Annotated in this window: 26 protein-coding genes; 14 read left to right on the top strand and 12 right to left on the bottom strand. The window is 45.1% G+C overall.

The window, feature by feature from the left end:
* Positions 1-33: 33 nt before the first annotated feature.
* The gene (locus tag GTH32_RS01770) at positions 34-1125 is read left to right on the top strand and encodes a purine nucleoside permease (RefSeq protein WP_163083527.1); all 1092 of its coding nucleotides are present in this window, start codon (positions 34-36) and stop codon (positions 1123-1125) included.
* Between the two features lie 17 nt (positions 1126-1142).
* Here the strand turns inward: GTH32_RS01770 and GTH32_RS01765 are convergent, their stop codons facing one another.
* Both GTH32_RS01765 and GTH32_RS01760 read right to left on the bottom strand, forming a co-directional pair.
* Entirely contained in the window at positions 1143-3155 is a 2013-nt protein-coding gene (locus GTH32_RS01765) for an ATP-binding protein (RefSeq protein WP_163083526.1), read from the bottom strand.
* 122 nt (positions 3156-3277) lie between these two features.
* Positions 3278-4195, bottom strand: a complete 918-nt coding sequence (locus GTH32_RS01760) for a GGDEF domain-containing response regulator (RefSeq protein ID WP_163083525.1) — start codon at positions 4193-4195, stop codon at positions 3278-3280.
* A 421-nt stretch (positions 4196-4616) separates the two neighbouring features.
* Here GTH32_RS01760 and GTH32_RS01755 point away from each other — a divergent pair, with 421 nt between their 5' ends.
* Complete coding sequence (locus GTH32_RS01755) at positions 4617-5006, top strand: Hpt domain-containing protein (RefSeq protein WP_163083524.1); 390 nt, start codon at positions 4617-4619, stop codon at positions 5004-5006.
* Positions 5007-5032: 26 nt separating this feature from the next.
* On the opposite strand, the gene GTH32_RS01750 is transcribed toward GTH32_RS01755, so the two are convergent.
* Positions 5033-6031, bottom strand: a complete 999-nt coding sequence (locus GTH32_RS01750) for an adenosine deaminase (protein ID WP_163083523.1) — start codon at positions 6029-6031, stop codon at positions 5033-5035.
* Between the two features lie 358 nt (positions 6032-6389).
* Here GTH32_RS01750 and GTH32_RS01745 point away from each other — a divergent pair, with 358 nt between their 5' ends.
* Positions 6390-7721: an NCS2 family permease gene (locus GTH32_RS01745; RefSeq protein ID WP_163083522.1), complete on the top strand. Its 1332-nt coding sequence runs from the start codon at positions 6390-6392 to the stop codon at positions 7719-7721.
* A 111-nt stretch (positions 7722-7832) separates the two neighbouring features.
* Here the strand turns inward: GTH32_RS01745 and GTH32_RS01740 are convergent, their stop codons facing one another.
* The 3 genes from GTH32_RS01740 to GTH32_RS01730 are packed head-to-tail and all read right to left on the bottom strand — an operon-like array spanning position 7833 to position 9677.
* The gene (locus tag GTH32_RS01740; RefSeq protein WP_163083521.1) at positions 7833-8090 is read right to left on the bottom strand and encodes a DUF3862 domain-containing protein; all 258 of its coding nucleotides are present in this window, start codon (positions 8088-8090) and stop codon (positions 7833-7835) included.
* Between the two features lie 2 nt (positions 8091-8092).
* On the bottom strand, positions 8093-9028 hold the full coding sequence (gene puuE, locus GTH32_RS01735) for an allantoinase PuuE (RefSeq protein WP_163083520.1): 936 nt from the start codon (positions 9026-9028) through the stop codon (positions 8093-8095).
* Positions 9015-9677: a TetR family transcriptional regulator C-terminal domain-containing protein gene (locus GTH32_RS01730; RefSeq protein ID WP_163083519.1), complete on the bottom strand. Its 663-nt coding sequence runs from the start codon at positions 9675-9677 to the stop codon at positions 9015-9017. The genes puuE and GTH32_RS01730 overlap by 14 nt, the downstream gene beginning before the upstream one ends.
* 364 nt (positions 9678-10041) lie before the next feature.
* Between GTH32_RS01730 and xdhA the strand changes: the two genes are divergently transcribed.
* The 7 genes from xdhA to GTH32_RS01695 are packed head-to-tail and all read left to right on the top strand — an operon-like array spanning position 10042 to position 18067.
* Entirely contained in the window at positions 10042-11490 is a 1449-nt protein-coding gene (gene xdhA / locus GTH32_RS01725) for a xanthine dehydrogenase small subunit (RefSeq protein ID WP_163083518.1), read from the top strand.
* A complete protein-coding gene (gene xdhB, locus GTH32_RS01720; RefSeq protein WP_163083517.1) occupies positions 11483-13837 on the top strand; it encodes a xanthine dehydrogenase molybdopterin binding subunit in 2355 nt (784 codons plus the stop codon). The genes xdhA and xdhB overlap by 8 nt, the downstream gene beginning before the upstream one ends.
* Positions 13837-14697, top strand: a complete 861-nt coding sequence (xdhC, locus tag GTH32_RS01715; RefSeq protein WP_163083516.1) for a xanthine dehydrogenase accessory protein XdhC — start codon at positions 13837-13839, stop codon at positions 14695-14697. The genes xdhB and xdhC overlap by 1 nt, the downstream gene beginning before the upstream one ends.
* A 5-nt stretch (positions 14698-14702) precedes the next feature.
* Positions 14703-15242 (top strand): 2-oxo-4-hydroxy-4-carboxy-5-ureidoimidazoline decarboxylase, encoded by a 540-nt coding sequence (uraD, locus tag GTH32_RS01710; RefSeq protein ID WP_163083515.1) that lies wholly within the window; start codon positions 14703-14705, stop codon positions 15240-15242.
* The gene (gene uraH, locus GTH32_RS01705) at positions 15239-15559 is read left to right on the top strand and encodes a hydroxyisourate hydrolase (protein WP_163083514.1); all 321 of its coding nucleotides are present in this window, start codon (positions 15239-15241) and stop codon (positions 15557-15559) included. The genes uraD and uraH overlap by 4 nt, the downstream gene beginning before the upstream one ends.
* Positions 15560-15564: 5 nt before the next feature.
* Positions 15565-16872: a guanine deaminase gene (gene guaD / locus GTH32_RS01700; protein ID WP_163083513.1), complete on the top strand. Its 1308-nt coding sequence runs from the start codon at positions 15565-15567 to the stop codon at positions 16870-16872.
* Complete coding sequence (locus GTH32_RS01695) at positions 16859-18067, top strand: urate hydroxylase PuuD (protein ID WP_163083512.1); 1209 nt, start codon at positions 16859-16861, stop codon at positions 18065-18067. Before guaD ends, GTH32_RS01695 begins: the two co-directional genes overlap by 14 nt.
* A gap of 45 nt (positions 18068-18112) precedes the next feature.
* Here the strand turns inward: GTH32_RS01695 and GTH32_RS01690 are convergent, their stop codons facing one another.
* Positions 18113-19417, bottom strand: coding sequence for a diguanylate cyclase domain-containing protein (locus tag GTH32_RS01690; RefSeq protein ID WP_246223105.1), 1305 nt, complete (start codon positions 19415-19417; stop codon positions 18113-18115).
* Positions 19418-19743: 326 nt separating this feature from the next.
* Positions 19744-19908, bottom strand: a complete 165-nt coding sequence (locus tag GTH32_RS19340) for a hypothetical protein (protein ID WP_203565325.1) — start codon at positions 19906-19908, stop codon at positions 19744-19746.
* A gap of 584 nt (positions 19909-20492) precedes the next feature.
* Between GTH32_RS19340 and gntA the strand changes: the two genes are divergently transcribed.
* Positions 20493-21161, top strand: coding sequence for a guanitoxin biosynthesis heme-dependent pre-guanitoxin N-hydroxylase GntA (gntA, locus tag GTH32_RS01685; protein WP_163083511.1), 669 nt, complete (start codon positions 20493-20495; stop codon positions 21159-21161).
* A 7-nt stretch (positions 21162-21168) separates the two neighbouring features.
* Complete coding sequence (locus GTH32_RS01680) at positions 21169-21771, top strand: DUF1989 domain-containing protein (RefSeq protein WP_163083510.1); 603 nt, start codon at positions 21169-21171, stop codon at positions 21769-21771.
* Positions 21772-21826: 55 nt separating this feature from the next.
* Here the strand turns inward: GTH32_RS01680 and GTH32_RS01675 are convergent, their stop codons facing one another.
* From GTH32_RS01675 to GTH32_RS01660, 4 genes are read right to left on the bottom strand one after another with little or no spacing between them, the layout of a single operon-like run.
* On the bottom strand, positions 21827-22120 hold the full coding sequence (locus GTH32_RS01675) for an ArsR/SmtB family transcription factor (protein ID WP_163083509.1): 294 nt from the start codon (positions 22118-22120) through the stop codon (positions 21827-21829).
* A gap of 12 nt (positions 22121-22132) precedes the next feature.
* Positions 22133-22552, bottom strand: a complete 420-nt coding sequence (locus GTH32_RS01670; protein WP_163083508.1) for a YeeE/YedE family protein — start codon at positions 22550-22552, stop codon at positions 22133-22135.
* 11 nt (positions 22553-22563) lie between these two features.
* Complete coding sequence (locus GTH32_RS01665) at positions 22564-22977, bottom strand: YeeE/YedE family protein (RefSeq protein WP_163083507.1); 414 nt, start codon at positions 22975-22977, stop codon at positions 22564-22566.
* Between the two features lie 2 nt (positions 22978-22979).
* Positions 22980-23867 carry an MBL fold metallo-hydrolase gene (locus tag GTH32_RS01660; protein WP_246223104.1) on the bottom strand — a complete coding sequence of 296 codons (888 nt, stop codon included), beginning with the start codon at positions 23865-23867 and terminating at the stop codon, positions 22980-22982.
* A gap of 57 nt (positions 23868-23924) precedes the next feature.
* On the opposite strand from GTH32_RS01660, the gene GTH32_RS01655 reads away from it, so the two are divergent.
* Positions 23925-24665, top strand: a complete 741-nt coding sequence (locus tag GTH32_RS01655) for a sulfite exporter TauE/SafE family protein (RefSeq protein WP_163083506.1) — start codon at positions 23925-23927, stop codon at positions 24663-24665.
* A gap of 10 nt (positions 24666-24675) precedes the next feature.
* Positions 24676-25038 carry a rhodanese-like domain-containing protein gene (locus GTH32_RS01650; protein WP_163083505.1) on the top strand — a complete coding sequence of 121 codons (363 nt, stop codon included), beginning with the start codon at positions 24676-24678 and terminating at the stop codon, positions 25036-25038.
* The last annotated feature ends 244 nt before the right edge of the window (positions 25039-25282 follow it).

The following is a 25282-nucleotide window of genomic DNA, read 5'->3' as shown; positions in this document are numbered from 1 at the left end:
TTTACCTTTTTTTCAACTTACCAGAGGAATACCATGCAGTTTTTTTCACGTTCCCTTTTATTAATTTCCACAGCCTTTATGATCAGTACTAACGCAATGGCAAACTCGCCTGAGCCTATTGAGATAAAGGCTGTTGTTGTTTCTATGTTCGAAATTGGTGAAGATGAAGGCGATAAGGCCGGCGAATTTCAGTTATGGAAGAAGGGACAGAAGTTAACTACCCGTTACCCATTGCCCCATGGGCACCATGACATTTATGTAAACCAAGAAACGGGGGTTTTAGGTATAGTGACAGGCATGGGTATTGCCCGTGCATCAGCGGCCATAATGGCGTTAGGTTTAGACCCTAGGTTTGATTTATCAAACGCCTATTGGCTAGTGGCAGGTATTGCGGGTATGGACCCTCAAGACGGTACTATCGGTTCAGCTGTGTGGACTGACTATGTAGTAGATGGCGATCTTGCTCATCAAATTGATGCCAGAGAAATACCGGATGATTGGTCTACGGGTTATTTTCCGTTATTTACGCACAGCCCTTATGCGAATGCGCAAAACGTTGACCCTGATAACGCACCTAACGGTGAAGTGTATGTGCTTAATCGTTCGCTAAAGAAATGGGCGTTTGAGTTAACTAAAGACATTACACTGCCTAATAACCTTGCTATGGATAATTTGCGTAAAAAGTACCAGGGGTTTCCACTGGCGCAGCAGCCACCCCGTATAATGACGGGTTCTCATCTATCGGCGTCTACCTTTTGGCACGGCAAATTACTAAATGACTGGGCCAACGATTGGGTTTCTTATTGGACAAAACAGCAAGGCAATTTTGTTACCTCTGGCATGGAGGACTCAGCTACCCTGCAAGCACTCTCCTACTTAGATGCCGCCAACTTGGCTGACAAGGACAGGGTACTTATTTTACGCACTGCGAGTAATTTCACTATGCAACCCAACGGCTTAACCGCGGCTCAAAACTTAGAAATGGAAAGTTCAGGTGAAGGTTATGCCGCGCTACAATCAGCGGTTGAATCTGCTTATTTGGTAGGCGCTGTGGTAATTGAAGATATTATAGGTAATTGGGGTGAACGCAAATCTACGCTTCCTACCCCGCCCGTGTCTAAGTAGCGAGGTTTTATCTTGCATTAAAACTGTTGGACAAGCCCTTCTTTGTTCAACAGTACTTCTTTTAAAATGCTAGAAATTGCACTTTGATCTAACGGTTTACTAAGAAAGGCCGCCATACCCGCGTTTTCGCACGCTGCTTTGTCAGCGTCTGTAGTATTGGCAGTGACAGCCACAATTTTACCGTGTTCAGCCAAGTATCCCTTTTCTAATATCTCTTTGGTCGCCGACACACCATCGAGCACAGGCATGGCACAATCCATAAAAATGATGTCGTATCGGCGATTTTTCGCTTTATCAATAGCCACCTGCCCGTCCTCCGCTTGATCTGCGTAGTAGTTATATTGTTCCAGCATACTTTTCAATACCATTCGATTGATATCGTTGTCATCTACCACCAGCAGCGATAAAGGCACCTTGAGTAATCTTTTAGGTATGCAACTAACCGCATTAGACGATTCCTCGGTACAAGACGCATATTCAACCGGAAGCGAGGCTTCAAATACAGAGCCGTTTCCAAGCGCCGTATTCACGTTAATCTTACCGCCCATTTTATCCACTATTTGCTTTACAATAGTTAAGCCTAAACCACTGCCTGTATTGCGCGATACAGATGTTTTGTCGCCATGGATTAGTGGGGTAAATATGCTTTTCACCGTGTCTTTCGACATGCCTTCGCCGGTATCTTCCACCCTAATATGAATAGCAGGGCAGGCTTCAGATTTATCGAGGGATAGATGTACGCGTACGTGTCCTTGGTGCGTGTATTTAACCGCATTACTTATTAAATTATCGATAACTTGCCCTATTCTAGCTGCGTCGCCCTTTAGGTAAGTATTTTTAGGCACATCTACTTGTGTATAAAGGGTTAGCCCTTTTTCTTCACTCAGCGGTTTAAATACGTCAATTATGTCTTCCACAAGGGCGAGCGCGCAAAAGTCACTAGGGCTCAATGTAAAGCGCCCATTCGATATCTCGGTATAATCAAGCACATCATTGATAAGTTGGAGTAATTTATTGGCGCTGCGTAACGCAAGTTCAGCCTTCTTCTTACGAATTTTTTCTCGCTGTTCAAAGCGTAAGGCCTGCAACATACCTGTAATGCCATTTAGAGGGGTTCTTAGTTCATGGCTAATACGCGAAAGCAACTCTCCCCTCGCGTTATAGGCTTCAACCGCTTCTGCGCGCTGCTTATCTAGCGCTAAGCGCAGCTCCATCGATTTGCTCACGTTCTGAAAAGTACCAAACAGCCGCACGCACACACCGTCTATCATTTCGGCCATGCCATGGCTTTCTACCCACACTTCATTGCCCTTCGCCGTAACCAGTTTCAATATTGAAGACCACGGGGCGCCTGTTTCAATAGTGCACTTAATGTGTCGTGAGATCTCGTCTCGATCAAAGCCTTCTTTGTAAAAGTAAATGGCGGTTTCCATATCTGGTTGGTAACTGTCCTCAACCTCGTGGATCACGCGGGTCTGCGACGACCAGCTTATTGTATCGTTCACCAAGTCAACTTCCCATGTTCCAATATTGGCAACACTTTGTAATTTTTCATAAAGCGCTTGGTTACGCATAGAGTCGTTACGTGCATCATGAAAAAGAAGGCTTTCCATCCAGCCATCAATAAGTTCAAGTTTCGTGGTATCTAAGTGTTCAACCGACAGATCAGAAGGTGGTACAAAAAACAATACTAGGGTGTGACCCGCACAGGTATGTAGCCTCCCGCGTACAAACTCCCGGGTTCCCAAATAAAGATGGGTCCAATGTTTAAATTCTTCAGATGCATCAAAATGGCGTTGCGGGAGGGCCATCACATTGACGAGAGGGAAATCGGGAATTAACGTAAGTTGCGGTGGCAAGCTTGCGTTGGCGCGAGCAATCACTTCGGTGAAATCATCAGAAATACGTAAGAGCACGCCCTGGAGCGTACCTAAAGAGGCGCAACCTAACTGTAATAAATGTTCAATTCGCTCAGACTGAGAGCGCTTAACAGCGCTTTCAACGCCCGATATACCCACAGAGTCTGACATGGGTTTCCACCTTAGGTTTGTTCAGCAAAACAACATCAAAATATTTTGTTAGCTACTATTCTATAAGGGGTTAGTTTAGCGATTTTCAGTCAGATGAAAATTAAACAATAGGCTATATTTATTTACCCTTCGCAGCGGTTACGGCCCAATTTCTTGGCTTTATAAAGCGGTACGTCAGCATGCTCAATAAACGAAATCATACCTTGGTCAATGACTTCTGCTGCCGGTAAAGCAGTGAAACCCGCGCTCAAGCTCACTTTCCCTTCTACTCCTTTTGCGTGAGGAAGGTCAGCTGCAAATACGGCAGCAATAAGGTCTTTTGCCACCTTTTCAGTGCCCTCTTTATCGGTATAAGGCAAAATAACTAAAAACTCTTCTCCACCAAAACGGATGGCAGCATCTTTAGGTCGCAATGCATGGCATTTAATAATAGAGGCTACACGTTGGAGACATTCATCGCCTTGTAGATGTCCGTAATGATCGTTGTAAAGCTTAAAGTGATCAATATCGGCCATAATTAAACCTATGTTATCGCCGTCTCGCGCTACCTGTTTAATCATAAGGGGAATTTCTTGGTTCAAGTACATTCGATTGTACAAGCCGGTAAGCTGATCGTGAAACGTCATCCGTTCTAGCAACGCTGTACGCAGTGTAATTTGGAGATGATTTTTCACCCTATGCACAAGGGTGGACGCAGTAATAGGTTTTAGTACGTAGTCAGACGCCCCTACTTCCCAGCAAGCATTTTCTATTTCTGCATCTATCGATGCAGTAACAAATATAACTGGAATATTTTGACTATGCGCTTGAGATTTTAGTTTTTTACATACTGTAAGGCCGTCGATATCCGGCATATTCATATCAAGAAGAATGATATCGGGGCTATGGTTTTGACAATAATCAATAGCCGCTTGCCCACTATCACAGGTTTCGCAATGAAAGTGCGGTGCTAGTACGCTAGAGAGTAGCATTCTGCTCATTGTCTCATCGTCAACAATAAGAACATTACATGCTTGATATGGTTGTAGGTCTAACTGCATAAAATTTTATCAACACTGGAAAAATGGTGAGTGTGGTTTCTTTGTGCTGTCCAGATCTTGACGACCTAAACCCTAATACTGTATCAGTATTGCATAGCATATGCCTAATTTTCAGTTCAGCCACTATACTTTCGACTAAGATATACCCAAATACTCCGCCGAGGGATCTTGTTAAGGATTAAATTGCTACATATCAAATAAATACCTTCGAAACACGGGCGGCTCTTGTGCTATTGCACGGTGACAAATAATTATTCTTTAGTATAAACTGGCCAGTTATTCGTGACTTTTCCTATCGCAAAGTGATACACCATCACATACGCCTGATGACGCTTTGCATTTTATTCGGCGAAAGTGAAAAGTGTACCGAGAACTACGATAGAATTATTTAATACCCAGCGAATGAAGGATTACCATGGGCATGAAAACAGCACAGACAGGAAGCGACCTCTCTTTTAGTCTTTGGGATTCAGAAGAAGCGCTTCAGCGCCTTGGGGGAAACCGTTCGCTATTAGTAACCATAGCGAACATGTTTCTCGCGCAAATAGAGCCAAAACGCACTGCTTTAACCACTGCGGTAAGCCAGCAAGACGTAGAATCTATTCGTTTTACAAGCCACACCATTAAAGGTGCTGCGGGGGATATTGGGGCCACGGCATTACATAGAGTGGCTGCCAAAATAGAACAACTCGCCAAAGCGAGCGAACTTGATAGCATAGACGAGCAATTGGCGATTTTTGACAAAACGGTAACTGCCACTGTCGAAACGATTGAACAAGAACTCCCGAAGCTTGCTCCTACATCGGCGTAATAAACATCGGCGCAGGCTGATTTTGTCTACGCGGCATCAATAAGTCGAATATAGTGTTGCTTTTTATCTTCAGGTAAAAAGCTTGCAGTGAAACTATTTTTAGCCAGTTGCTTTATGTGCGTTTCGGTAATAGGAAGCGCGTTAGCAAGTGCCGCAAAGTTCGCATTCAAAAAGCCACCAAAATAGGTGGGGTCATCAGAGTTTACTGTAACGAGCAAACCTCTTTCCATTAGCGTTAGAATATTGTGTTTCTGCATATCATCAATAACGCAAAGTTTTAAGTTACTCAACGGGCATACTGTAAGAGGAACTTGCGTCTCTGTAAGATACTGCATAAGCGATTCATCTTCCTGACACTTAACGCCGTGATCGATACGGTCTACGTGCAGTAAATTTATTGCCTGCCATATATATTCAGCAGGGCCTTCTTCTCCAGCATGGGCTACCACTTTAAAACCTAACTCTCTTACTTTTTCAAACACCTGCTCAAATTTTTCAGGCGGATGACCTAACTCAGAACTATCTAAACCTACTGCAGTAATGGCTGAATAATAAGGCTCTGCCTCCCGTAACGTAGTAAACGCATCTTCTTGGGATAAGTGGCGCAGAAACGACATTATCAATAAGCAGCTTATCCCATACTTCTCTTTCGCCTCTTCAATGGCGCGTAGAAAACCCGGCATAAAAATATCAAAGCTAATACCTCGGGCCGTATGAGTTTGAGGGTCGAACATAATTTCAGTATGAAGAATATTTTCTTCGTAGCAGCGCGTTAGGTAGGCCCACATCAGGGCATAAAAGTCATCTTGGTCGCGCAAAACATCTGCCCCAGCGTAGTAAATATCCAAAAAGCTTTGCAAATCAGAAAACTGGTATGCCGCTTGTATCTCAGCCACGCTGTTATATGGAATTGTGATATTATGCTTACTTGCCAGCTGCCACATAAGTTCGGGGGTTAAGCTGCCTTCAATATGTAAATGCAATTCAGCCTTTGGGAGTTGTTGGATGAGTGTTGTTAAAGACATTGCCCCTCTCTCTTACGGTATTATATTGCACCAAAAAAATACATTTGAATCATAACGGTGCATATTTTTTGTTTCTATCGCTATGGTACTGATAACAGTAGCGATACTAACTTATTATGAATGCGGTAAATCTTCTGCGGCTTCACCGCTGTTTTTATTCGCTCGCGCTGACTTTTGGGTCGTCTGGCTATATTAACGTAGCACAAAACGAACCAAATAACTGACTAAGTGGTCAGGTTATTGCAAGTTATTGTAATAAATTGTCCATAGTAAGTTTTGCTACACGCGCTGTAACCTGTTTATTTTCATCTCACAGCAGGTTAATAACAATAAATGATTCAACGTAAGAGAAATCTGCATGTCCAACAATCTACTCGAACGCCTTTTTAAACTGCAGGAGCACGGCACCACCTTGAAAACAGAATTGGTGGCGGGTTTAACCACATTTGCGGCTATGTCCTACATTTTAGTGGTAAACCCAGGAATATTAGGGCTTAGTGGGATGCCAGTAGAGGGGCTTATCACAGTCACCGCGTTGGCAGCGTGTTTAGGCACACTTTTAATGGCGTTAATGACCAACTACCCTATTGCACTTGCGCCTGGCATGGGGCTAAACGCCTTTTTCGCGTTTACTATCTGTATGTCACGTGAAATTCCTTGGGAAGCTGGGCTGGGCATTGTATTTTGGAATGGTGTGCTTTTTTTACTGCTCTCATTAACCGGAGTGCGTTCTAAAGTGGCAGATGCCATACCGCCTACCCTAAAAATTGGTGTACAGTGCGGCATTGGTCTATTTATCGCCTTTATTGGGCTTAAAAATGCCGGCCTTATTGTGGATAATCCGGCCACGTTCGTACAATTAGGTGATTTATCCGATCCCGCGGTAATGTTAGCTCTCGCCGGCATTATTTTTACCATCGTAATGATGATAAAAAAGGTGACCGGGGGTATTTTACTTTCCATCATTCTGCTTACCGTAATAGGCGCCTTCATTCCCACTGAAAATGGCACGCTAACCGCGACGCCCGAGGCGATAATAGGGTTGCCAGAGCCCATATCAGATACCTTTCTCGCCATGGACTTTTGGTATCCAATTGAACATTTTGCCGAAACCTGGGACCTTATCTTTGCCCTTATGTTTGTGAACATGTTCGACACTATAGGCACGCTAATCGGCGTATCTCGCCGGGCGAACTTACTTACCGAGTCTGGCAAGTTGCCTAAAATAGGGCCCGCTATGACCGCAGATGCCTCAGCCAGTGTAGTTGGCGCTATGATTGGTACCTCGCCGGTAACCAGTTATGTTGAGTCGGCAACGGGGGTTTCGGCCGGCGGGCGAACAGGGCTTACTGCTGTGGTTGTGGCGCTATGCTTTGTACTTGCGTTATTTTTAACCCCGCTAATGAAAGTTATACCCCTTATGGCAACCACACCTGCGCTTCTCATGGTGGGGATATTAATGATGGAGTCTATTCGCCAACTCGACTTCGACGATTTAGGTGCCCTAGCCACTGCTACTGTGGCGTTATTAGCCATGCCACTCACGTTTAGTATTAGTGAAGGTATAGCGCTTGGCTTTATTACTTACGTAGGCATCAAAGTCAGCACTGGTAAGTTTCGTGAGGTTAGCGGGCTTACCTACGCCTTAGCGATAATTTTTATTCTTAGGTACGCGTTTAACTTAAAATAAAATTTTCACAGGCTAGCTTTATGGCTTAGGTTAAAGGCCACAAAAAAGCCGCGTTTACGGTAAAGGTAAACGCGGCTTTTTATTACGAGTAAGAAAGTTTAACGTGGCGTCCTATTCAAGCCCATCGTAATTAAAGGTAACTGCCTTATTGCCCATAAAGACTATTTTAATATGCTTAGCGTCTTCGTTGCCCCACGTACATGCTAGTGTACCAAGGGTTTTACCGCAGTTATCAGCATTCCCAATAATAGACTCTACCTCTTTTTGCGACATCCCCATTTCTAATTTATCGTAGTTTTCTTTAGTAAGCTTAGAGCACGCCGTTAATGCTAATGCACCAAAGAATACGGCTAATAGTTTGACTTTCATTTTTATTCTCCTACCCCTTTCTCATTGTCATAAGGGTGTGTATCTAACCAATGCTGAGCGATATCAGCACGGGTTGCTAACCATACTTTATCATGCGACTTCACATATTTAATAAAGCGTTTCAACGCAGCCATGCGCGCTGGTCTTCCAATAATTCTACAGTGTAGCCCAATAGATAACATTTTGGGCGCCTCAGCCCCTTCTTCGTAAAGAACGTCAAACGCATCTTTTAAATACTGAAAAAACTGCTCTCCACTGTTAAAGCCCTGCGGCGAAGCAAAGCGCATATCATTGGTATCAAGGGTATAAGGCACCATGAGCAATGGCTTACTGTAATGACAATCGTAATAAGGTAAATCATCGGCATAAGAATCGGCGCAATATACAATGTCGTCACGCTCTGCGATAAGCTTTAATGTATTAGGGCTGGTTCTTCCGGTGTACCAACCAATAGGCTTACTGCCTGTTAACTGCTCATGAAGCATAATAGCGTCGTCGATTTGCTTACGCTCTGTGTCTTCATCCATATCCTGATAGTGCACCCACCGCATAGCATGGCTGGCAATTTCCCAGCCGGCGCTTAGCATAGCTTTAACCGCATCTGGGTGGCGTTGCATTGCCATAGTAACGCCAAATACGGTAACTGGAATCTCGTTGTCGGTAAGTAAGCGGTGAAGCCGCCAGAAGCCAGCGCGACTGCCATATTCATAAATCGACTCCATACTTAAATGACGATCTGGGTATGCTTGTGCGCCAATAATTTCCGACAAAAACGTTTCAGATGCCTCGTCACCATGCAAAACGCAGTTTTCGCCGCCCTCTTCATAATTTAATACAAAATTCACCGCAATCTTGGCACCATTTGGCCATTGAGCCTGCGGTACGTCTTGCCCATAGCCGATTAGATCGCGAGGGTATGAAGTGTTATTCAGTGACATCAGATGTTCCTTGATAAAATTCTGGGACAGTGAGTTTGCAGCCGCCTAACACTAATTGAATAAGTTGGCGTTTTGCTTGCTCAAAATCGGCTTTCACCATTTTGCGCCCACGTAAACGGGTTATCTGAGCGGAAAAATCCGCATAGTGCTGGGTACTGGCCCAAATAGTGTAAAGTAAGTATTCAGGGTCGATGGGGGCGAGTTTTCCAACTTCAATCCAGCTATTGATTAAAGCTACACGCCCTTTCATCCAAAGCGCGTGCTCTTCGTCAAAATAGCCATTTAAGTTAGGCGCGCCGTTTATTATTTCCATTGCGAATATTTTCGACGCTAAGGGGTGGGTTCGCGACACCTCAATTTTTTCAGCAATGTAGTCAGCCAATACCTTTGCAGGATCGTCCTCAACGGTAGCGCGGTCAAAATGTGAGTTCCATAGCGACAAGGTTTCTTCTAGTACGGCCACATAGAGTTCTTGTTTGGTCTTAAAATAGTAAAGTACATTGGTTTTAGGCAACCCTGCTTCATCTGCAATTTTTTGTACGGCGGTACCTTTAAAGCCGTATTGCGCAAAACACTTCTCGGCGGCTTGTAGTATTTTTCGTCTGTTCATTGCGCCAACGCTTGCGTCAGCCCCTTTTGCTTTTAACATTTTATTTTATATCCCTTTTGAGACCATTGCGCGGGAACCCCCATGCAGCGTCAGCCTATTTTTGGTGCAAGTCTGCGTATCAAATTAACCATTCAACTTATCACTGACCCTGCGTTTTACCCGTTAATAGAACAATAATAAACTGATTTTAGTCATATTTTTAAGCGTTAAGGCGAATGATTGAAACCTTGCACGAATCTTGCCTAGTTTATTCGTAAATGGTGCTTGGCAGCACCGTAATGTAAGGCCTACCTTAACGTGGCCTTTTTTTATAAGCAAATAATTGACCACATGGTCTACTTTTATAATTAAAATACAGCTATATTAGTGGATAATATAATGAACTTAGTAACAAGGTGCGGGTATGATTCGCTTTCTAATTAACCAAGAGTTGGTCACGTTAAGTGATTCCCGGGCCGATCTCACTTTACTCCAATTCATTCGCGAGCATCGCAAACTTACGGGTACCAAAGAGGGTTGTGCAGCAGGCGATTGTGGCGCATGTACGTTAGTTCTTGCTGAACTAAGCGAAGACGGCACCGCCATGCATTATCGTACCGTGAACAGTTGCATCACCTTGATGTCGGCGGTTCAAGGTAAACAGCTTATCGCAGTTGAACATTTAAGTACTGACGGACAACTTCATCCAGTACAACAAGCATTGGTAGATCACCATGGCTCTCAGTGTGGCTTTTGTACTCCCGGCTTTATCATGTCTATGTTCGCCCTTTATCATAATGCGCAAAGCCCTAATAGGGACGATGTATTACACGCACTTTCAGGAAACCTGTGTCGCTGTACCGGCTACCGCCCTATTATTGATGCGACACTCGCCGCCTGTGAAGGCGAACCCAATGATATATTCAAGCAACGTGAAGAAGAGACAATTACGCGTTTAAAAGCGTTAAACGAGCAAACTGAAGGTCCTCTTGGCTCCTCACAACTGCTTATGCCTACAAGCCGTGAAGCGCTGGCCACGGCCATTGCACAGAACCCACACGCCCCTTTAGTGGCGGGGTGCACTGACTTAGGCCTAACCATTACCCAACAGTTAAAAGATACCGATACGTTAATAAGCTTAAGCGGCATAAATGCACTTAAAGGATGCACCACATTGGAGCATTCGCTTCTTATTGGTGCAGCAACCGCCTTAAGTGATCTTACCCACCCCTTGCTAACTCAGTTTCCCCAATTAGCGGAAATCATAACTCGCTTTGCTTCATTGCCTATTCGCAACCAGGCCACATTGGGCGGTAATGTTGCTAATGCCTCGCCTATTGGCGATATGCCCCCTGTACTTATCGCACTTGGGGCTCAATTACATATCGACAATGGCAGCGATGTTCGAATAGTGCCGATAAAAGAATTCTTCACTGGCTACCGCACTACCACACTAAAACAAGGTGAATGGATAAGCGCGATCGAAATTCCGTTTTTGGCACCACACAATAAGTTGGCTGCTTACAAAATATCTAAGCGCATGGAAGATGATATTTCTGCGGTGTGCGCGGTGTTTAATATTACCGTGGTAGACGGGATAGTTACCCGCGTACAAAGTGGCTTTGGCGGCGTAGCCGCCACACCGGCCACAAGCGATGAACTCGAACACGCTTTAGTGGGTAAAACATGGTGCGATGCAGAATGCTTAACCATAGGCAAGCAAATATTAGCCAATGCATTTACGCCTATAGATGATGTGCGCGCCAGTGCCGAATACCGAAATACGGTGCTCAGTAATTTATGGCATAGGTTCTACTTAGAACACCAAGCTAAAGGAACAATTGAAACTCGGGTGGTAGCACAACATGCGTAAACTTATTGAAGCGAATAATCAGCAAAGCACCCAAAAAGTTGTACATACATCGGTCAAGCACGAAAGTGCGATACGCCAAGTTCAGGGTAAAGCCAACTACATTGACGATATCGTTGAGCCTCAGGGCACCTTGTACGCAGCGGTAGGATTAAGTAGCTGTGCAGCGGGCGATCTCGAGCACCTTGACTTATCCCGGGTACGTGAGTCTGAAGGGGTGGTAGATGTAATAACCATTGACGATGTGCCAGGCCACAAAGATATAGGCCCAGTCTTTAAAGGCGATCCGCTTTTAGCCGATAAAGAAATTAAGTTTTACGGTCAACCTGTATTTGCGGTGCTCGCCACGTCATTGACACTGGCAAGAAAGGCTGCATCAAAAGGTGAGATTAAGGTAAACGCCCAGCCCCCTACACTTAGTGTAGATGATGCGCACACCAAGCAGAGTTTCGTACGCCCCACTCACCGCTTTGGACAAGGCGATGTAGAAAAGCAAATGCAAGAGGCGACTCATACCGCTACGGGCAGGCTTTCTATTGGCGGCCAAGAACACATGTATCTGGAAGGCCAAGTGTCTCTTGCCATCCCTGATGAAGAGTCACGTATGAAAATTTTCACCTCTAGCCAGCATCCAAGTGAGGTGCAAAAGCTAGTGGCTGAAGTGTTAAATATTAAGCTTCACCATGTGATGGTAGATATGCGCCGAATGGGGGGTGGTTTTGGTGGTAAGGAAACCCAGGCAGCGCAGTGGGCCTGTATTGCCGCCCTTTTTGCTTCTCGCACCCAGCGCGCCGTAAAACTAAGGCTTCCTCGTCAAACGGATATGCACGTAACAGGTAAGCGCCACCCCTTTGAGAACGAGTTTGAAGTGGGCTTTGACGACACTGGGCGTATTCAGGCTACCCGCATGAGGATTAATGGCAACTGCGGGCATTCCCCAGACTTGTCAGACGCTATTGTAGATAGAGCCATGTTTCATGCCGACAACGGTTACTTTTTAGGTGCTAGCGATATTGTTGGCCACCGACTAAAAACCAACATGGTATCGCATACCGCTTATCGCGGCTTCGGTGGGCCTCAAGGCATGATTATGGCCGAAGCCCTGGTAGATAAGATTGCGCGAGCGGTAAGTGAAGATCCCCTCACCATTCGAAAACGCAACCTTTACGGAGAAAGCACCGGTACTAAAACCCCCTATGGCATGGACGTAGAGCACAATCTGCTTCCCGAAATTATCGCGAAGTTGGAACAAGACGGTCGCTATTGGCAACGTCGCAAAGAGATAACCGACTTTAATAGTACAAGCCCCGTGGTTAAAAAAGGGCTGGCGTTAACGCCAGTCAAATTCGGTATTTCATTTACCGCCAAACACCTTAACCAAGCGGGTGCCCTTGTACATATATATACCGATGGTAGCATTCAAGTAAACCACGGTGGCACAGAAATGGGCCAAGGGTTACATACCAAAATTGCGCAAATTGCAGCCAACGAATTCGGTGTTTCTCTCGATATGATTGAAGTTACCGCCACCCGCACCGATAAAGTTCCTAACACCTCACCTACGGCGGCCTCAAGCGGTACCGACCTAAACGGTAAGGCAGTACAAAATGCCTGCCTAACGTTGAAAGACCGCCTCGCTGAATGCTTTGCCACGTTGCAAAATTGCAAAGAAAAAAGCAGCGAAGTACGTTTTGAAGCGGGCAACGTAGTGCTGGGTGAAAACAAGATGGCATTTGCCGATGTCATTCAAGCTGCTTATTTTAATCGGGTGTCGTTATCTTCCAGTGGTTTTTATCAAACGCCGAAACTTCACTACAATCGAGACACCGGTGAAGGCCGCCCATTCTTTTACTTTGCTTATGGCGCAGCATTAACTGAAGTGTCTATTGATACCCTAAGTGGAGAATATTCAGTAGACAGTGTTGATGTTATCCATGATGTAGGAGATAGCCTTAACCCCGCCATTGATATTGGCCAAATTGAAGGTGCATTTATTCAAGGCATGGGCTGGCTAACCACCGAAGACTTGCGCTGGAACGACGAGGGTAAATTAATCAGTGAAAACATGGCCACATACAAAATACCTGCCATTGGCGATACCCCTAAGCACTTTAACGTAAGCTTATTTGGTCGCAAGAACGCAGAAGATAGTATTTATCATTCAAAAGCCGTTGGTGAACCGCCCTTTATGCTTGCCATTTCGGTATGGTGTGCGTTAAAAGATGCGATAGCGAGTTTGGCTAACTACCGCGTCGACCCTCAACTTGATACCCCAGCTACCCCAGAGCGAGTGCTTCACGCAGTAATGGCGCTTCAATCAAAGGTGGCGAAGGATGAGGAGCTCGCCTAATGCGCCCTACAACTTGGTATGAAGGCGTTGCTGCGTGCGAGCAGCAAGGCGAAGCCTATGTACTTATTACGGTAGTGAGTATTGCAGGCTCTACACCACGAGAAGCTGGCAGTAAAATGGTGGTAACCAGCACCAGTAGTATCGACACTATTGGTGGCGGCCATCTAGAGTTCGACGCTATAAAAACCGCAAGAGATATGCTTGCTCATGGCCAAACGGTGTCTCAAGAAGCAAAAGATACTCGCTCAACAATGCTTCGTTCCTATCCGCTAAGTAGCTCACTTGGGCAATGCTGTGGGGGTGCGGTTAAAGTACTGTTCGACGTGTGTAACCTTCATGCCCAGCACCTGGCTATTTTTGGCGCCGGACATGTAGCCCAAGCGTTAATTCCTATTATTGCTCAATTACCCCTTCGCATTCGTTGGATAGACAGCCGGGAGTCGGTTTTTCCTGCCTCTATGCCCGCCAACGTTACCCCAATAGTAGAGCAAGAACCAGAAACAGAGGTAAGCCAACTGCCGCATAACGCATGGCTCGTTATACTTACCCACGATCACCAGCTAGACTACCGCATTGTGGAGCGCGCGTTGAAATACCCTTCTCTACCTTTTGTCGGCCTTATAGGGTCGGATACCAAGGCCAAACGATTTATCACTAAATTACATAATCGTGGCTTTACTGACAAAGACTTGCTACGTCTTTACACCCCTATTGGCAACCCAGACATACCCGGCAAGCGCCCTATTGAGGTGGCAGTATCTATAGCCGCTCAAATTATCGCGCGTCTACATAATGCTGAGAGTGCGGGTCAAAGTAAGCATGTACCCGTTACTGCCGCCCACGATGCGATTAAGGAATAAGCTTTATGACATTAAACAATCTCAATAGCCTGTCTTATCACGAGGCATATAGTTGGTTTGAGCAAACCTGCGCAGCGAAGCATTGGATAGAGGCAATGGTAAACGCGCGTCCTTATAGCGACTTAGACAGCCTGACAGAACACGCCGCAAAGGCATGGCAAGGCTGTGAGCAAGAAGACTTTCTTGAAGCCTTTACCGCGCACCCCATGATAGGCGATGTCGCCACCTTGCGCGCGAAGTTTGCAAACACAAAAGCGGTAGCTTCTGGGGAACAATCGGGTACAGCTGGTGCATCAGAAGAAACATTGCACGCGCTAAAAGCACTTAACGAAGCCTATTTAGATAAGCATGGTTTCATCTTTATTATATGCGCTACAGGGCTGTCGGCAGACACCATGTTGAACGCACTTAAAGCGCGCTTACCAAATAGTACCGAACAGGAAATTCGTATCGCCGCCCAAGAGCAAATTAAAATTACGCTTTTGCGTATTAATAAAGCGCTAAATAACAACGAAGCGCAAAACAACCCGGAGCGTAAAAAATGAATACTCTCTCAAGCCATGTATTAGACACCACTAACGGTAAACCGGTAGCAGGTATGCAATTAACCCTTCAACTACCCGATGGCAGCACGCGCGAAGGCGTTACCGACAGTGACGGGCGCTTCAAAGACTGGGGTACAACATTTTCAGAAGGCATTTATACGTTAAGGTTTCATTGCCAGCGTTACTTAGTAGATACTCACGGTAAAAGCTTTTACCCCCATATCGACATTACATTTGAACTAGAAGCGCAAGGGGGTCACTATCATGTGCCCTTGCTTATTTCACCGTTTGGTTTTAGCAGTTACAGAGGCAGCTAATCAGTATGCAGCTTATTCGTGCCAATATTGCGCATTTCCCCCATGCAACAACGCAGTTTTCTGAAGATATCACCATAATTCGCGATGGCGGCGTGGTGATAGATGAGGGTAAAATTATCGCCGTAGATAGCTTTACTGACGTGCTTGCGCGCTACCCAAAGGCCAATGTGATAGATAGACAAGGCCAGTGGTTACTGCCCGGTTTTATCGACAGCCACTTGCACTATCCTCAAACCCAAAGCATTGCCAGCTATGGCGATCAGCTACTTAGTTGGCTAGAAAACTATACTTTTCCTACAGAAAAGCAGTTTGCCGATGAACCTCATGCCCAGCAAATTGCCCAGGTATTTCTTCGTCAGTTACTAAAAAATGGTACTACGACGGGGTTTGTTTTCTGCTCAGTGCATCAACAGAGTTGTGAAGCCTTGTTTAGCGCCGCTAGCGAATTAAACATGGCGATAGTGGCGGGCAAAGTGTGCATGGACAGAAACTGCCCACAAGAGCTAGAAGACTGCCCTACTACAGCGCAAGTGCATTCGGCCGCTTTAATTGATAAGTGGCACAACCATGGCCGCAACAAATACGCCATTACACCCCGTTTTGCGCCGACCAGTAGCGAAGCACAATTAGCCAGCCTAGGCGAGCTAGCCAGCCAGTATCCCGATGTTTTCGTACAAACCCATTTATCTGAAAACCTAGACGAAATTGCGTGGGTTAAGCGCCTGTTTCCAACCGCAATAGGGTACTTAGATGTTTATGATAAATATAACATGGTGCGCCCGCGTGCAGTGTTTGGCCACGGCATCCATTTAAATGAAGATGAATGGCAGCGTTTGCATGAAGCTGGTTCGACAATTGCTTTTTGCCCCACGTCTAATTTGTTCTTAGGCAGTGGTTTATTTGATATAGCCAGTGCCAAAAAGCACGACGTGCATGTTGCCTTGGCCACCGATGTGGGCGCGGGCACCAGCTTTAGTATGCTTAAAACCTATGCCGATGCGTATAAGGTTAGCCAATTGCGTCACACGCCTATCAGCCCATTTGAAGGCTTCTATTTAATGACCCAAGGCGCAGCCGTTGCACACCAAATGGAAAGCGACATAGGCAACTTAAACCCAGGTTCAAGCGCCGATTTTGTGGTGCTAGACCACCAATTTGACGAATTGACGTCGTTAAGAATTCAACCTAATGCGGAGTTTGACGATGTCTTCTTTGCACTAAGTATATTAGGGGATGATCGTGCCATAAGGGAGACTTGGGTAAACGGTCGTCGCTGCTACGAGAAAAAGGAGTCGTCCCATGCCATGGTTTGATTGGTTTAGTTTATTTATACGTTGGTTTCACGTTATCGCTGGAGTGGCATGGATTGGCGCATCGTTTTACTTCATTTGGTTAGACAATAACCTACGTACACCCCCTCAATGGAAACAAGATAAAGGTATTAAGGGCGACCTATGGGCGATTCACGGCGGCGGCTTCTACGAAGTAGCAAAATACGCCTATGGTCCTGAAAAAATGCCTGAGACCCTTCATTGGTTTAAGTGGGAGGCGTACACAACCTGGCTTTCAGGGTTTGCACTTTTAGTGCTGGTGTATTACTTCGGGGCTTCAGCCTATCTTATTGACCCAAGTGTTAACGATATGAGCCCTACACTTGCAATTAGTTTGGGCCTTGGACTTATTTTCGGCGGCCTATTTATTTATGAAATAGCCTGTCGTAGCCCGTTAGCGAAACACCCCTTGGCGTTCGGATTATTATTGGTGGCACTTATTTGCGTGGTGTGCTTCTTATCCACCCAGTGGTTTAGTGGCCGTGGCGCTTATATTCACGTAGGTGCACTTATTGGCTCTATTATGGCCGGTAACGTATTTTTTAATATTATGCCTAATCAGCGCAAAATGGTTGCTGCGGTAGCCGCGAAGGGAGATATAGATCCGGCATGGGGTGCAGGCGCAAAACTTCGCTCTGTGCACAATAACTACTTTACGCTGCCTTTATTGTTCATCATGATTTCAAATCATTACCCTATGACCTATCAACATTCTTACAACTGGTTGATACTCATTGCTATTATGGCGAACGCAGCGTGGATACGGCATTTCTTTAACTTGCGTCACGTGGGTAAAACTAAGCCGTCGATATTAGTTTCTGGTGCAATAGGTATGCTCGCTATCGCGCTTGCGGTGTCTTGGCCAAGTGAGCAGCAAACACTTACTACCGCCTCTGACCAAGCTCCATCTTCACATGTCACTATTGGTGATTCGCGTATTCAGGAACTGGTAAATACTCACTGCATAAGCTGTCACTCGAGTACGCCTACAGATGACATTTTCAAAGTGGCACCCCTTGGTGTGGTATTTGACACATGGGAAGATATTGAACGCCAATCTGCGCAATTTGTTAGGCGCACCACAGTAACCAAAGACATGCCGTTTTTAAATAAAACCGGTATGACTGACAGCGAACGAGCTGAAATTGCTCAGTGGTATGCCCAGCAACACAAGTAGTTTATTGGGGGCGCGGGCGCTTAGTGCACAAACGTTAAACCAGCATTAACACACATCTGTATAGCCAGCATCTTCATGATGCTGGCGTTTTTGGCTAAACATCGCCTTATCAGCAGCATCAAGCCATGCCTGCGCACTGGTTATATCCGAGCGCCATTCAGCCCACCCTAAACTAAACGAAAGCTGAATTTCTTCGCCGCTGTCAAACCTAACTTTAAAGGGCATCGACAATAAACGCTCAAAGAACACTTCAGCTTCTTCGGTATTGCTACCTGATAGCAATAGCACAAATTCATCGCCACCTATACGCGCTAACTTATCGGTTTCCCGTAACGTATCGGCTAACATATTTGCAAAGGCCACCAGGGCTTCATCTCCGGCCTGATGACCGTACGTGTCATTAATATTTTTAAAATTGTCTAAATCAAGGTACACCAACGTAGATACTGGGGTGTCTCGCTTCATCATTTTTATGGTTTGCTCAATTTGCAGAAATATTTCTCTTCGATTGGCAATGCCGGTTAATACGTCGGTTTTGGTGAGTCTATCAAGTTCGGCAATGGCGTCCACCAAGGCTTCTTCTTGATGTTTCACCTTGGTTATATCGTCGGCGGTACCGGCAATTAAAGACAATTTTTTATCTTCGTCATAAAGAGGAATGCCACGGTCATGAATATGTTTAACCTCACCTTCTGGGCAAATAATTCGATACTGCATATCCCACGAATGAGGCCTTTTCCTATTAAAAAATTTGCTCACGCGTTTGAAGTCTTCTGGGTGAACAAAGTTTACAAAGGCTAATGGCGACTCACTTAATACCGACAAATCTCGGCCAAATATATTTTGAAACCCTTCATTTGCAAAATAAAGGCGGCTAAAATCAGGCGGGGCAACCCAAATGTAGGTGCGTGATGAGAAAGCGGAGACTATTTCACTAAATAGTGCTTCTGCTTGGAATAACTCCATTTCTACCTTTTTCATTTTGTCGATATCCTCGACAACAGAAATAAAGTAATCAGGCTCTCCCGCTTCGTCACGTACTAAAGAGACGGTCAGTTTCCCCCACACCTCGTGGCCCGCGGCATGGTGGTACTTTTTTTCTAGGCTGTAGTTATCGAGTTCCCCACTTAATACCTTGGCGACGAGTTTGTTGTCTTTCTCTAAGTGGGTGTCTACGGTTATATCTTGGTACGACATGTTTGTTAACGTATTTACGTCATAACCAAGAAATTCAGATAGTTTTTTATTTACGCGAATAAAGTTACCGTTCGGGCTCACATGAGCCAAACCTACCGCACAATGTTCAAACGTGGCTTCAAACATTCCTTGCTGCTCCCAGCTTTGTTTCATCAATCCTTCGCGAGCACTTAATACCTCAGTACAGCTTTGCTCAATTAGCGTTTAGTGTAGGCGAAATAACATACCAATAGCGCAAATAATAGTCGACTTTTGTCTAACTGGATATAGCTAATCTTACCTTGACGGTAAGATTTAATGTTTAGCATTGTAAAGATACACCCCTGCGCTTAGATGATTTGGACGCTTGTCCCCCACACCCAAGCACATGCCTGTTGAAATAATAGCCTTTCTAGCTTGCCCTAACGCATGCTAATGACACAGGCTAAAACCATTAAAAGCGCTTAGTTTCAACTAGCGCCTTAAAAAACATAGATGAATTAGATAACTTTGTGTTCTAAGAGAAATTGCTTCAACTTTTCTGGCGAGTCAAAAGCGCCTAACAACATTTCTTGCGCATGAGCTTTCACTTTCTCATCCTCAGCATGACATAGAAGGTGGTACCAGGTTTTTACAAGTGAAACTGGTGGGGCGTGATTTTGCATTGCCAAAATCTCCATCTAGTTAGTTAAAAACCCGCTATTGTGGCTTATCGTGGAGCTTAAGAAAACCCACAGCTACTGGGCTCTACACTATCTTTACGTTTATGAATATAGGGTTATAAAAATTTTGGCATTAAATCAGGAGGATACTTTTTTCGATTACCCCTACATAACAAAACTGACGTTTTCTCTTTAGCGTCAAATTAGGGTAAGCCCTACCGACGGTGTACAAAGTATATACAATAACGCTAAATAGTGCGCTATACCACTGGCGATTAGTATTTGCTGTTTAAGCTAGCAATGTGCTCGGCTTCCTCACCAAGTAAGGGGAAGAAATGCCCAACGTGAAGGCGAATAAGGTGCAAAATAAGTTGCCATAGCCCAGTTTACTAAAGCTAGGGTTTAACATTAGGGTATGAAGCCCTTTCACAGTGCATGAAATAGTTTCCCAACTGAGCCTTAAACCCCTCCTAACACGATAATAATACACTTTAAAATCAATCACTTAAAATAACTCCCTTTGGCCTTCTTATTGCAATCTATCGGCTAGATTGATTCCGTATAACGGGTAAGCAAAGGAGGTTGCGATGTCAATAGCCCCTATGAACGCTACAGAGAGTGTTAAGCAGTTTATAGCACAACCACAATTCCCCTGTGCTGGGGCGAAAACCGCACTGGCTAAAGATCAGATTACCGTGAAACGGTACGATGATATGCGCTGCGAAGGGAATAACGTAGATTTACTCGCAGATATTTATGAATTCGCCGAAAACTTTGACCTTGAAGAACATATGTATTCCTCGTTCGTGTGCGTATTTGACCAACCTGAAACGTTTAGCGAAATTGAGTTTGAAGATGCCCTTTGGGCCAAATTACAGCAGCTCCACGATATCGACTGTAGGCTAAATCCTTGGGATGAAACCGTAAGCAGTGATCCAGCAAGTACCAATTTTAGTTATAGTTTAGGAAGTAAGGCGTTTTTTATTATTGGCCTTCACCCAAATGCTACCAGACGGAGTCGGAAATTCCATCGCCCTGCTATCGTGTTTAACCTTCACGCCCAATTTGAGCATTTGCGTGAACAGGGTAAATTTGAGGTTTTTCGCGACCATATTAGGGAAAAAGATGCTGCGTTTTGCGGCGATAAAAATGCATCACTGTCTAACCATGGTGATGAATCTGAGGCACGACAGTACAGTGGACGTAAAGTCGAAGCAGACTGGCAATGCCCATTTCATAAAGTAAACAACAACTGAGAGTAATATGATCCATACTATCCAACCGAGAAGTGGTACGGCATTTGTCGTAAATAAAGGACAACGATTAAAGGTTATCGATCCGGAAGGCGAACAAGTTGCTGATTTATATGCGTTTAACGCCAACGATAAAACAGAGTTTATGTCATCAGGGCGCTCGCTAGACTATAACGAAAGTCTGCATTTTAAAACCGGCGCGAAACTATACTCGAACCTTAGCCAGGTGATGTTCGAAATTGTTGAAGATACTGTGGAAGATCATGATTTTTTATTAACCCCTTGCAGCGTAGATACCTTTAAACATTTCTACCCTGATGAAACGCCCGTGCCGGGGTGTTATGGTAACCTTGTCGCCGCATTCGCAGACTATGATATTCCCGCGCATCATGTTGGCACTACTTTTAATACTTTTATGAATGTAGATGTAGATGAAACGGGGAAAATTGCTGTGCTGCCACCGAAAAGTAAAGCCGGCGACTACACCGTTTTCGAGGCCAAGATGGATATGATAGTTGGGTTGACGGCGTGTTCAGCAGGTGAGTCGAATAACTTTCGTTATAAGCCTATTCAGTACGAAATTATTGATGCCCCCGGTGAAGTAACCCGCTAAATTGATAGCTGGCACTTCACCGTATAGGCGTTGGCGCGCGAAAATGCATGATTTATCACGTGCAATAAAGCTCGTATAAGGTAGATATAATACCTTTTACTTCCTTGCTGGCTAGCGCGTAGTATATTGTTTGCGCGTCGCGTCGGGTGGTTACCAGTTCGTCTTTACGCAACACGCTTAAGTGCTGAGAAAGCGTAGATTGAGGTATGTCTAATGCCTCATTTATCTCGCTTACCGATAGTTCATTGCCGTTTAATAAGCAAAGAATAACAAGGCGATGTTGATTAGCCATCGCTTTTAATACTGCTGCGGCGCGTGACGCATTCGCCTGCATATCGTGTAATTCCATCAACAATACACTTTACTTCAATGTTGAAACCCTAGGTGCCATTATCATACCAAGTAACATGGTAGCCACAAAGAGTAGAATTGCAGGGAGCCCCCCTGTAATGTTCGCAAGCGCCGGCCCTGGACAAATACCGCTTAACCCCCAACCGATGCCAAACAGAGCGGCCCCTACTATAAGTTTAGCATCTATCGTTTTTGTTTGTGGTAGCGAACACGGCTCACCAAACAGCGTGGTTTTGTTAGGTTTTATAAATAAATAAAACAGCGGCAAATATACGGCTAATCCCCCGCCCATAACAAAGGCTAAAGTGGGGTCCCAATCGCCAAAAACATCAAGAAATGCAAGAACTCGCGCAGGGTCGACCATAGTTGAAATAGTGAGACCTAGCCCAAACAATAAGCCTGCAATTAAAGCAAAAATACAATTACGCATTGTTTAACCTTTTATAGTAGATGACGAACGACGGTGACGGTAATAACGGCCGTAAGCATAAAGGTGCAAGTAGCCACAATAGAACGTTTAGACAATCGGCCAATTCCGCAAATGCCGTGACCACTTGTGCAGCCAGAGCCTATACGCGTACCGACTCCCACTAAAAGCCCGGCAATGGCCAAGGTGGTATAAGAAACTGGAACGTCTTCAGGTAGCGTAAACCCAAAAGGTGCGCTTAATAAAGGCGCGGCAATAAGGCCTATTAAAAACGCCCAACGCCAGTAATTCTCTTTTGATAACGAGGTTATTGCAGAGTGAGTAATGCCCGAGATACCCGCAATTTTACCCAGAGTGAGCATTAATAAGATGGCACCTAAACCCAGTAAGGCGCCTCCAATTAACGCTTGAAGATAAATTTCATTCATGGTTAATCCTTTCGCTGTTGAGATAAGGGAATTTTAATATAGCGTTGCCCGTTTTGTTCTTTTTGCGGCAGTGCCCCACCCCATAAGTTCACTTGCAGCGAAGGGTATAGCAAAGCCGGAGCATTTAACGTGCTATCTCGACTATTACGTAGGTTAACGTAATCTTGTTTACTTACATGCGCCACATGAATATTGCTTCGTTTACTTTCAGCCACAGTAGTATTTAGCTTAAGTTCGCGGCCATTAGGTTGGTAGTCGTGACAGACCCAGATTGTTGTTGCAGCGGGTAAGCGATGAATTTTTTCAATGCTGTGCCACAACACAGCTGCGTCGCCGCCGGGGAAATCGCAACGAGCAGTACCTGCATCGGGCATAAAAAGTGTATCGCCTACAAAGACATTGGCACCTATAAGGTAACTCACACTATCGGGCGTATGGCCAGGGGTGGCCAATACTTGTACGCTCTCCTCTCCAAAAGGTAGCACTGCCCCATCGTCTAATAATATATCGAAACCGGCGTGCTTTCCCCCGCCAACGCCATGGTGGTAAAACGTAGTTTCAAAGTGTGCTTGTGATTTCGCAATACCGCTTCCAATGGCAGTGGGAACCCCCGTCTTTTGGTGTAAATAGTGGGCAGCGGTTAAATGATCGGCATGGGCATGGGTATCTAATATCCACACTAAATTGAGATCCTGTGCCTGCAAATACGCTAACAATTCATCGGCAAAAGTATAGGATAATTCACCTGACGCTACGTCAAAGCCGAGCACGCTATCAATAATAACCGCTGACTTTGTAGCAGGCTCTACCACTAGGTAACTGGCTGTGCCAGAGGGAGCGTGATAAAAACTTTTCACTGTTACATTCATTTGCATATTCCAAATAGACATAAATTATAATATCGTATATACATAATATACGATACAAACAAAGGATCATTCAAGTTAATGTTTACCATGTTGATTATTGCTGCCTTATTAGTGGGCCTTAGCCTAGGTTTGATGGGAGCCGGAGGCTCAATATTGGCAGTACCTCTGCTTATGTTGCTATTGAATATGAGCGAAAAGGTGGCCATCAAACACGCTTTGCTTATTGTGGGTTTGATTGCTTTAGTAGGTGTAGTTAACGGGGCGAGAGCAAAACTTTTAAAGTTAAACACCCTTGTTTGGTTTGCCCTTGCAAGTATACCGAGCGCCAGCGTAGGGGCTTACGTTGGTTATACATTGGTACCGGGTTTACAGACCTTGTTGCTGATCATCATGATGCTGATATCAGCGATAAAAATGTTAAAGCATGGCGCAATCACGCCTCACGAACAGCAAAACAAGCGACGGATATTTCTCGCTGGCGCAGTAGCTGGTTTTGCCACCGGTATCGTGGGGATAGGCGGAGGTTTTCTTATTGTTCCCGCCCTAGTGCTCTTTGCGGGTTTATCCATGCAGCAAGCAGTAGCGAATAGCCTTTTGTTGATATTTATCAACGCCCTTGTTGCCTACGCCACATTAGGGGCAGTAGCCCAATCTGTAGAAATGAACTATCTGGTGATAGTTGTAATGACTGCTACTGGCATGCTAGCCGTTGTAGGAGGACAGCATATCGCCGCTAAAATCCCCCAGAAAAACCTTAAAAAAGTGTTTGCTTATTGCCTTATAGGCGTAGCAGCACTATTGGCTTTGAATACCTTTTAGGAGCACTAGCATGCTTACGTGTAGTGACTATGTTGCACAAATACAGCAAAAGATTAACCAAATAGATGTAGCAGACTTAGACAGGCTGAACAGCAAAATTATTGTCGACATTCGCGAACCTGAGGAGACGGAGAAAGGAACCATCCCACAGGCCATCTTTATACCGCGCGGCGTGTTAGAATCTAAATTAGACAGTCTTGTTACAGATGAATACAAAGCTACTCCAACGCAATTTTTTGCGCGTCATACCTTGGTACTTTATTGTCGCTCTGGGGCGCGCTCTGCTTTGGCTGCCCACTCGCTATCGCAAATGGGTATCCCTAACGTAGTGTCATTACGAGGCGGAATTTTAGCGTGGCAAGCTAAACGCTAAACAACTTAGCTTCATCGGCGTGAGTTCAGCAGGCGGCACGAAAGGTCTAGGCCGCAGGCATGCCTGTCTGAATACGCCACTCTCATGACTGTCTAAATACGTCACTCCCATGACTGTCTAAATACGTCACTCGCGTGACTGTCTAAATACGTCACTCGCGTGACTGTCTAAAAACGTCCTCACATGACTGTCTAAAAACGTCCTCACGTGACTGTCTAAATACGCCACTCCCATGACTGTCTAA

Origin of the sequence: Alteromonas profundi, from assembly GCF_010500865.1 — a bacterium.
Classification (GTDB): domain Bacteria; phylum Pseudomonadota; class Gammaproteobacteria; order Enterobacterales; family Alteromonadaceae; genus Alteromonas; species Alteromonas profundi.
This window is presented reverse-complemented; position numbering and strand designations above follow the sequence as displayed.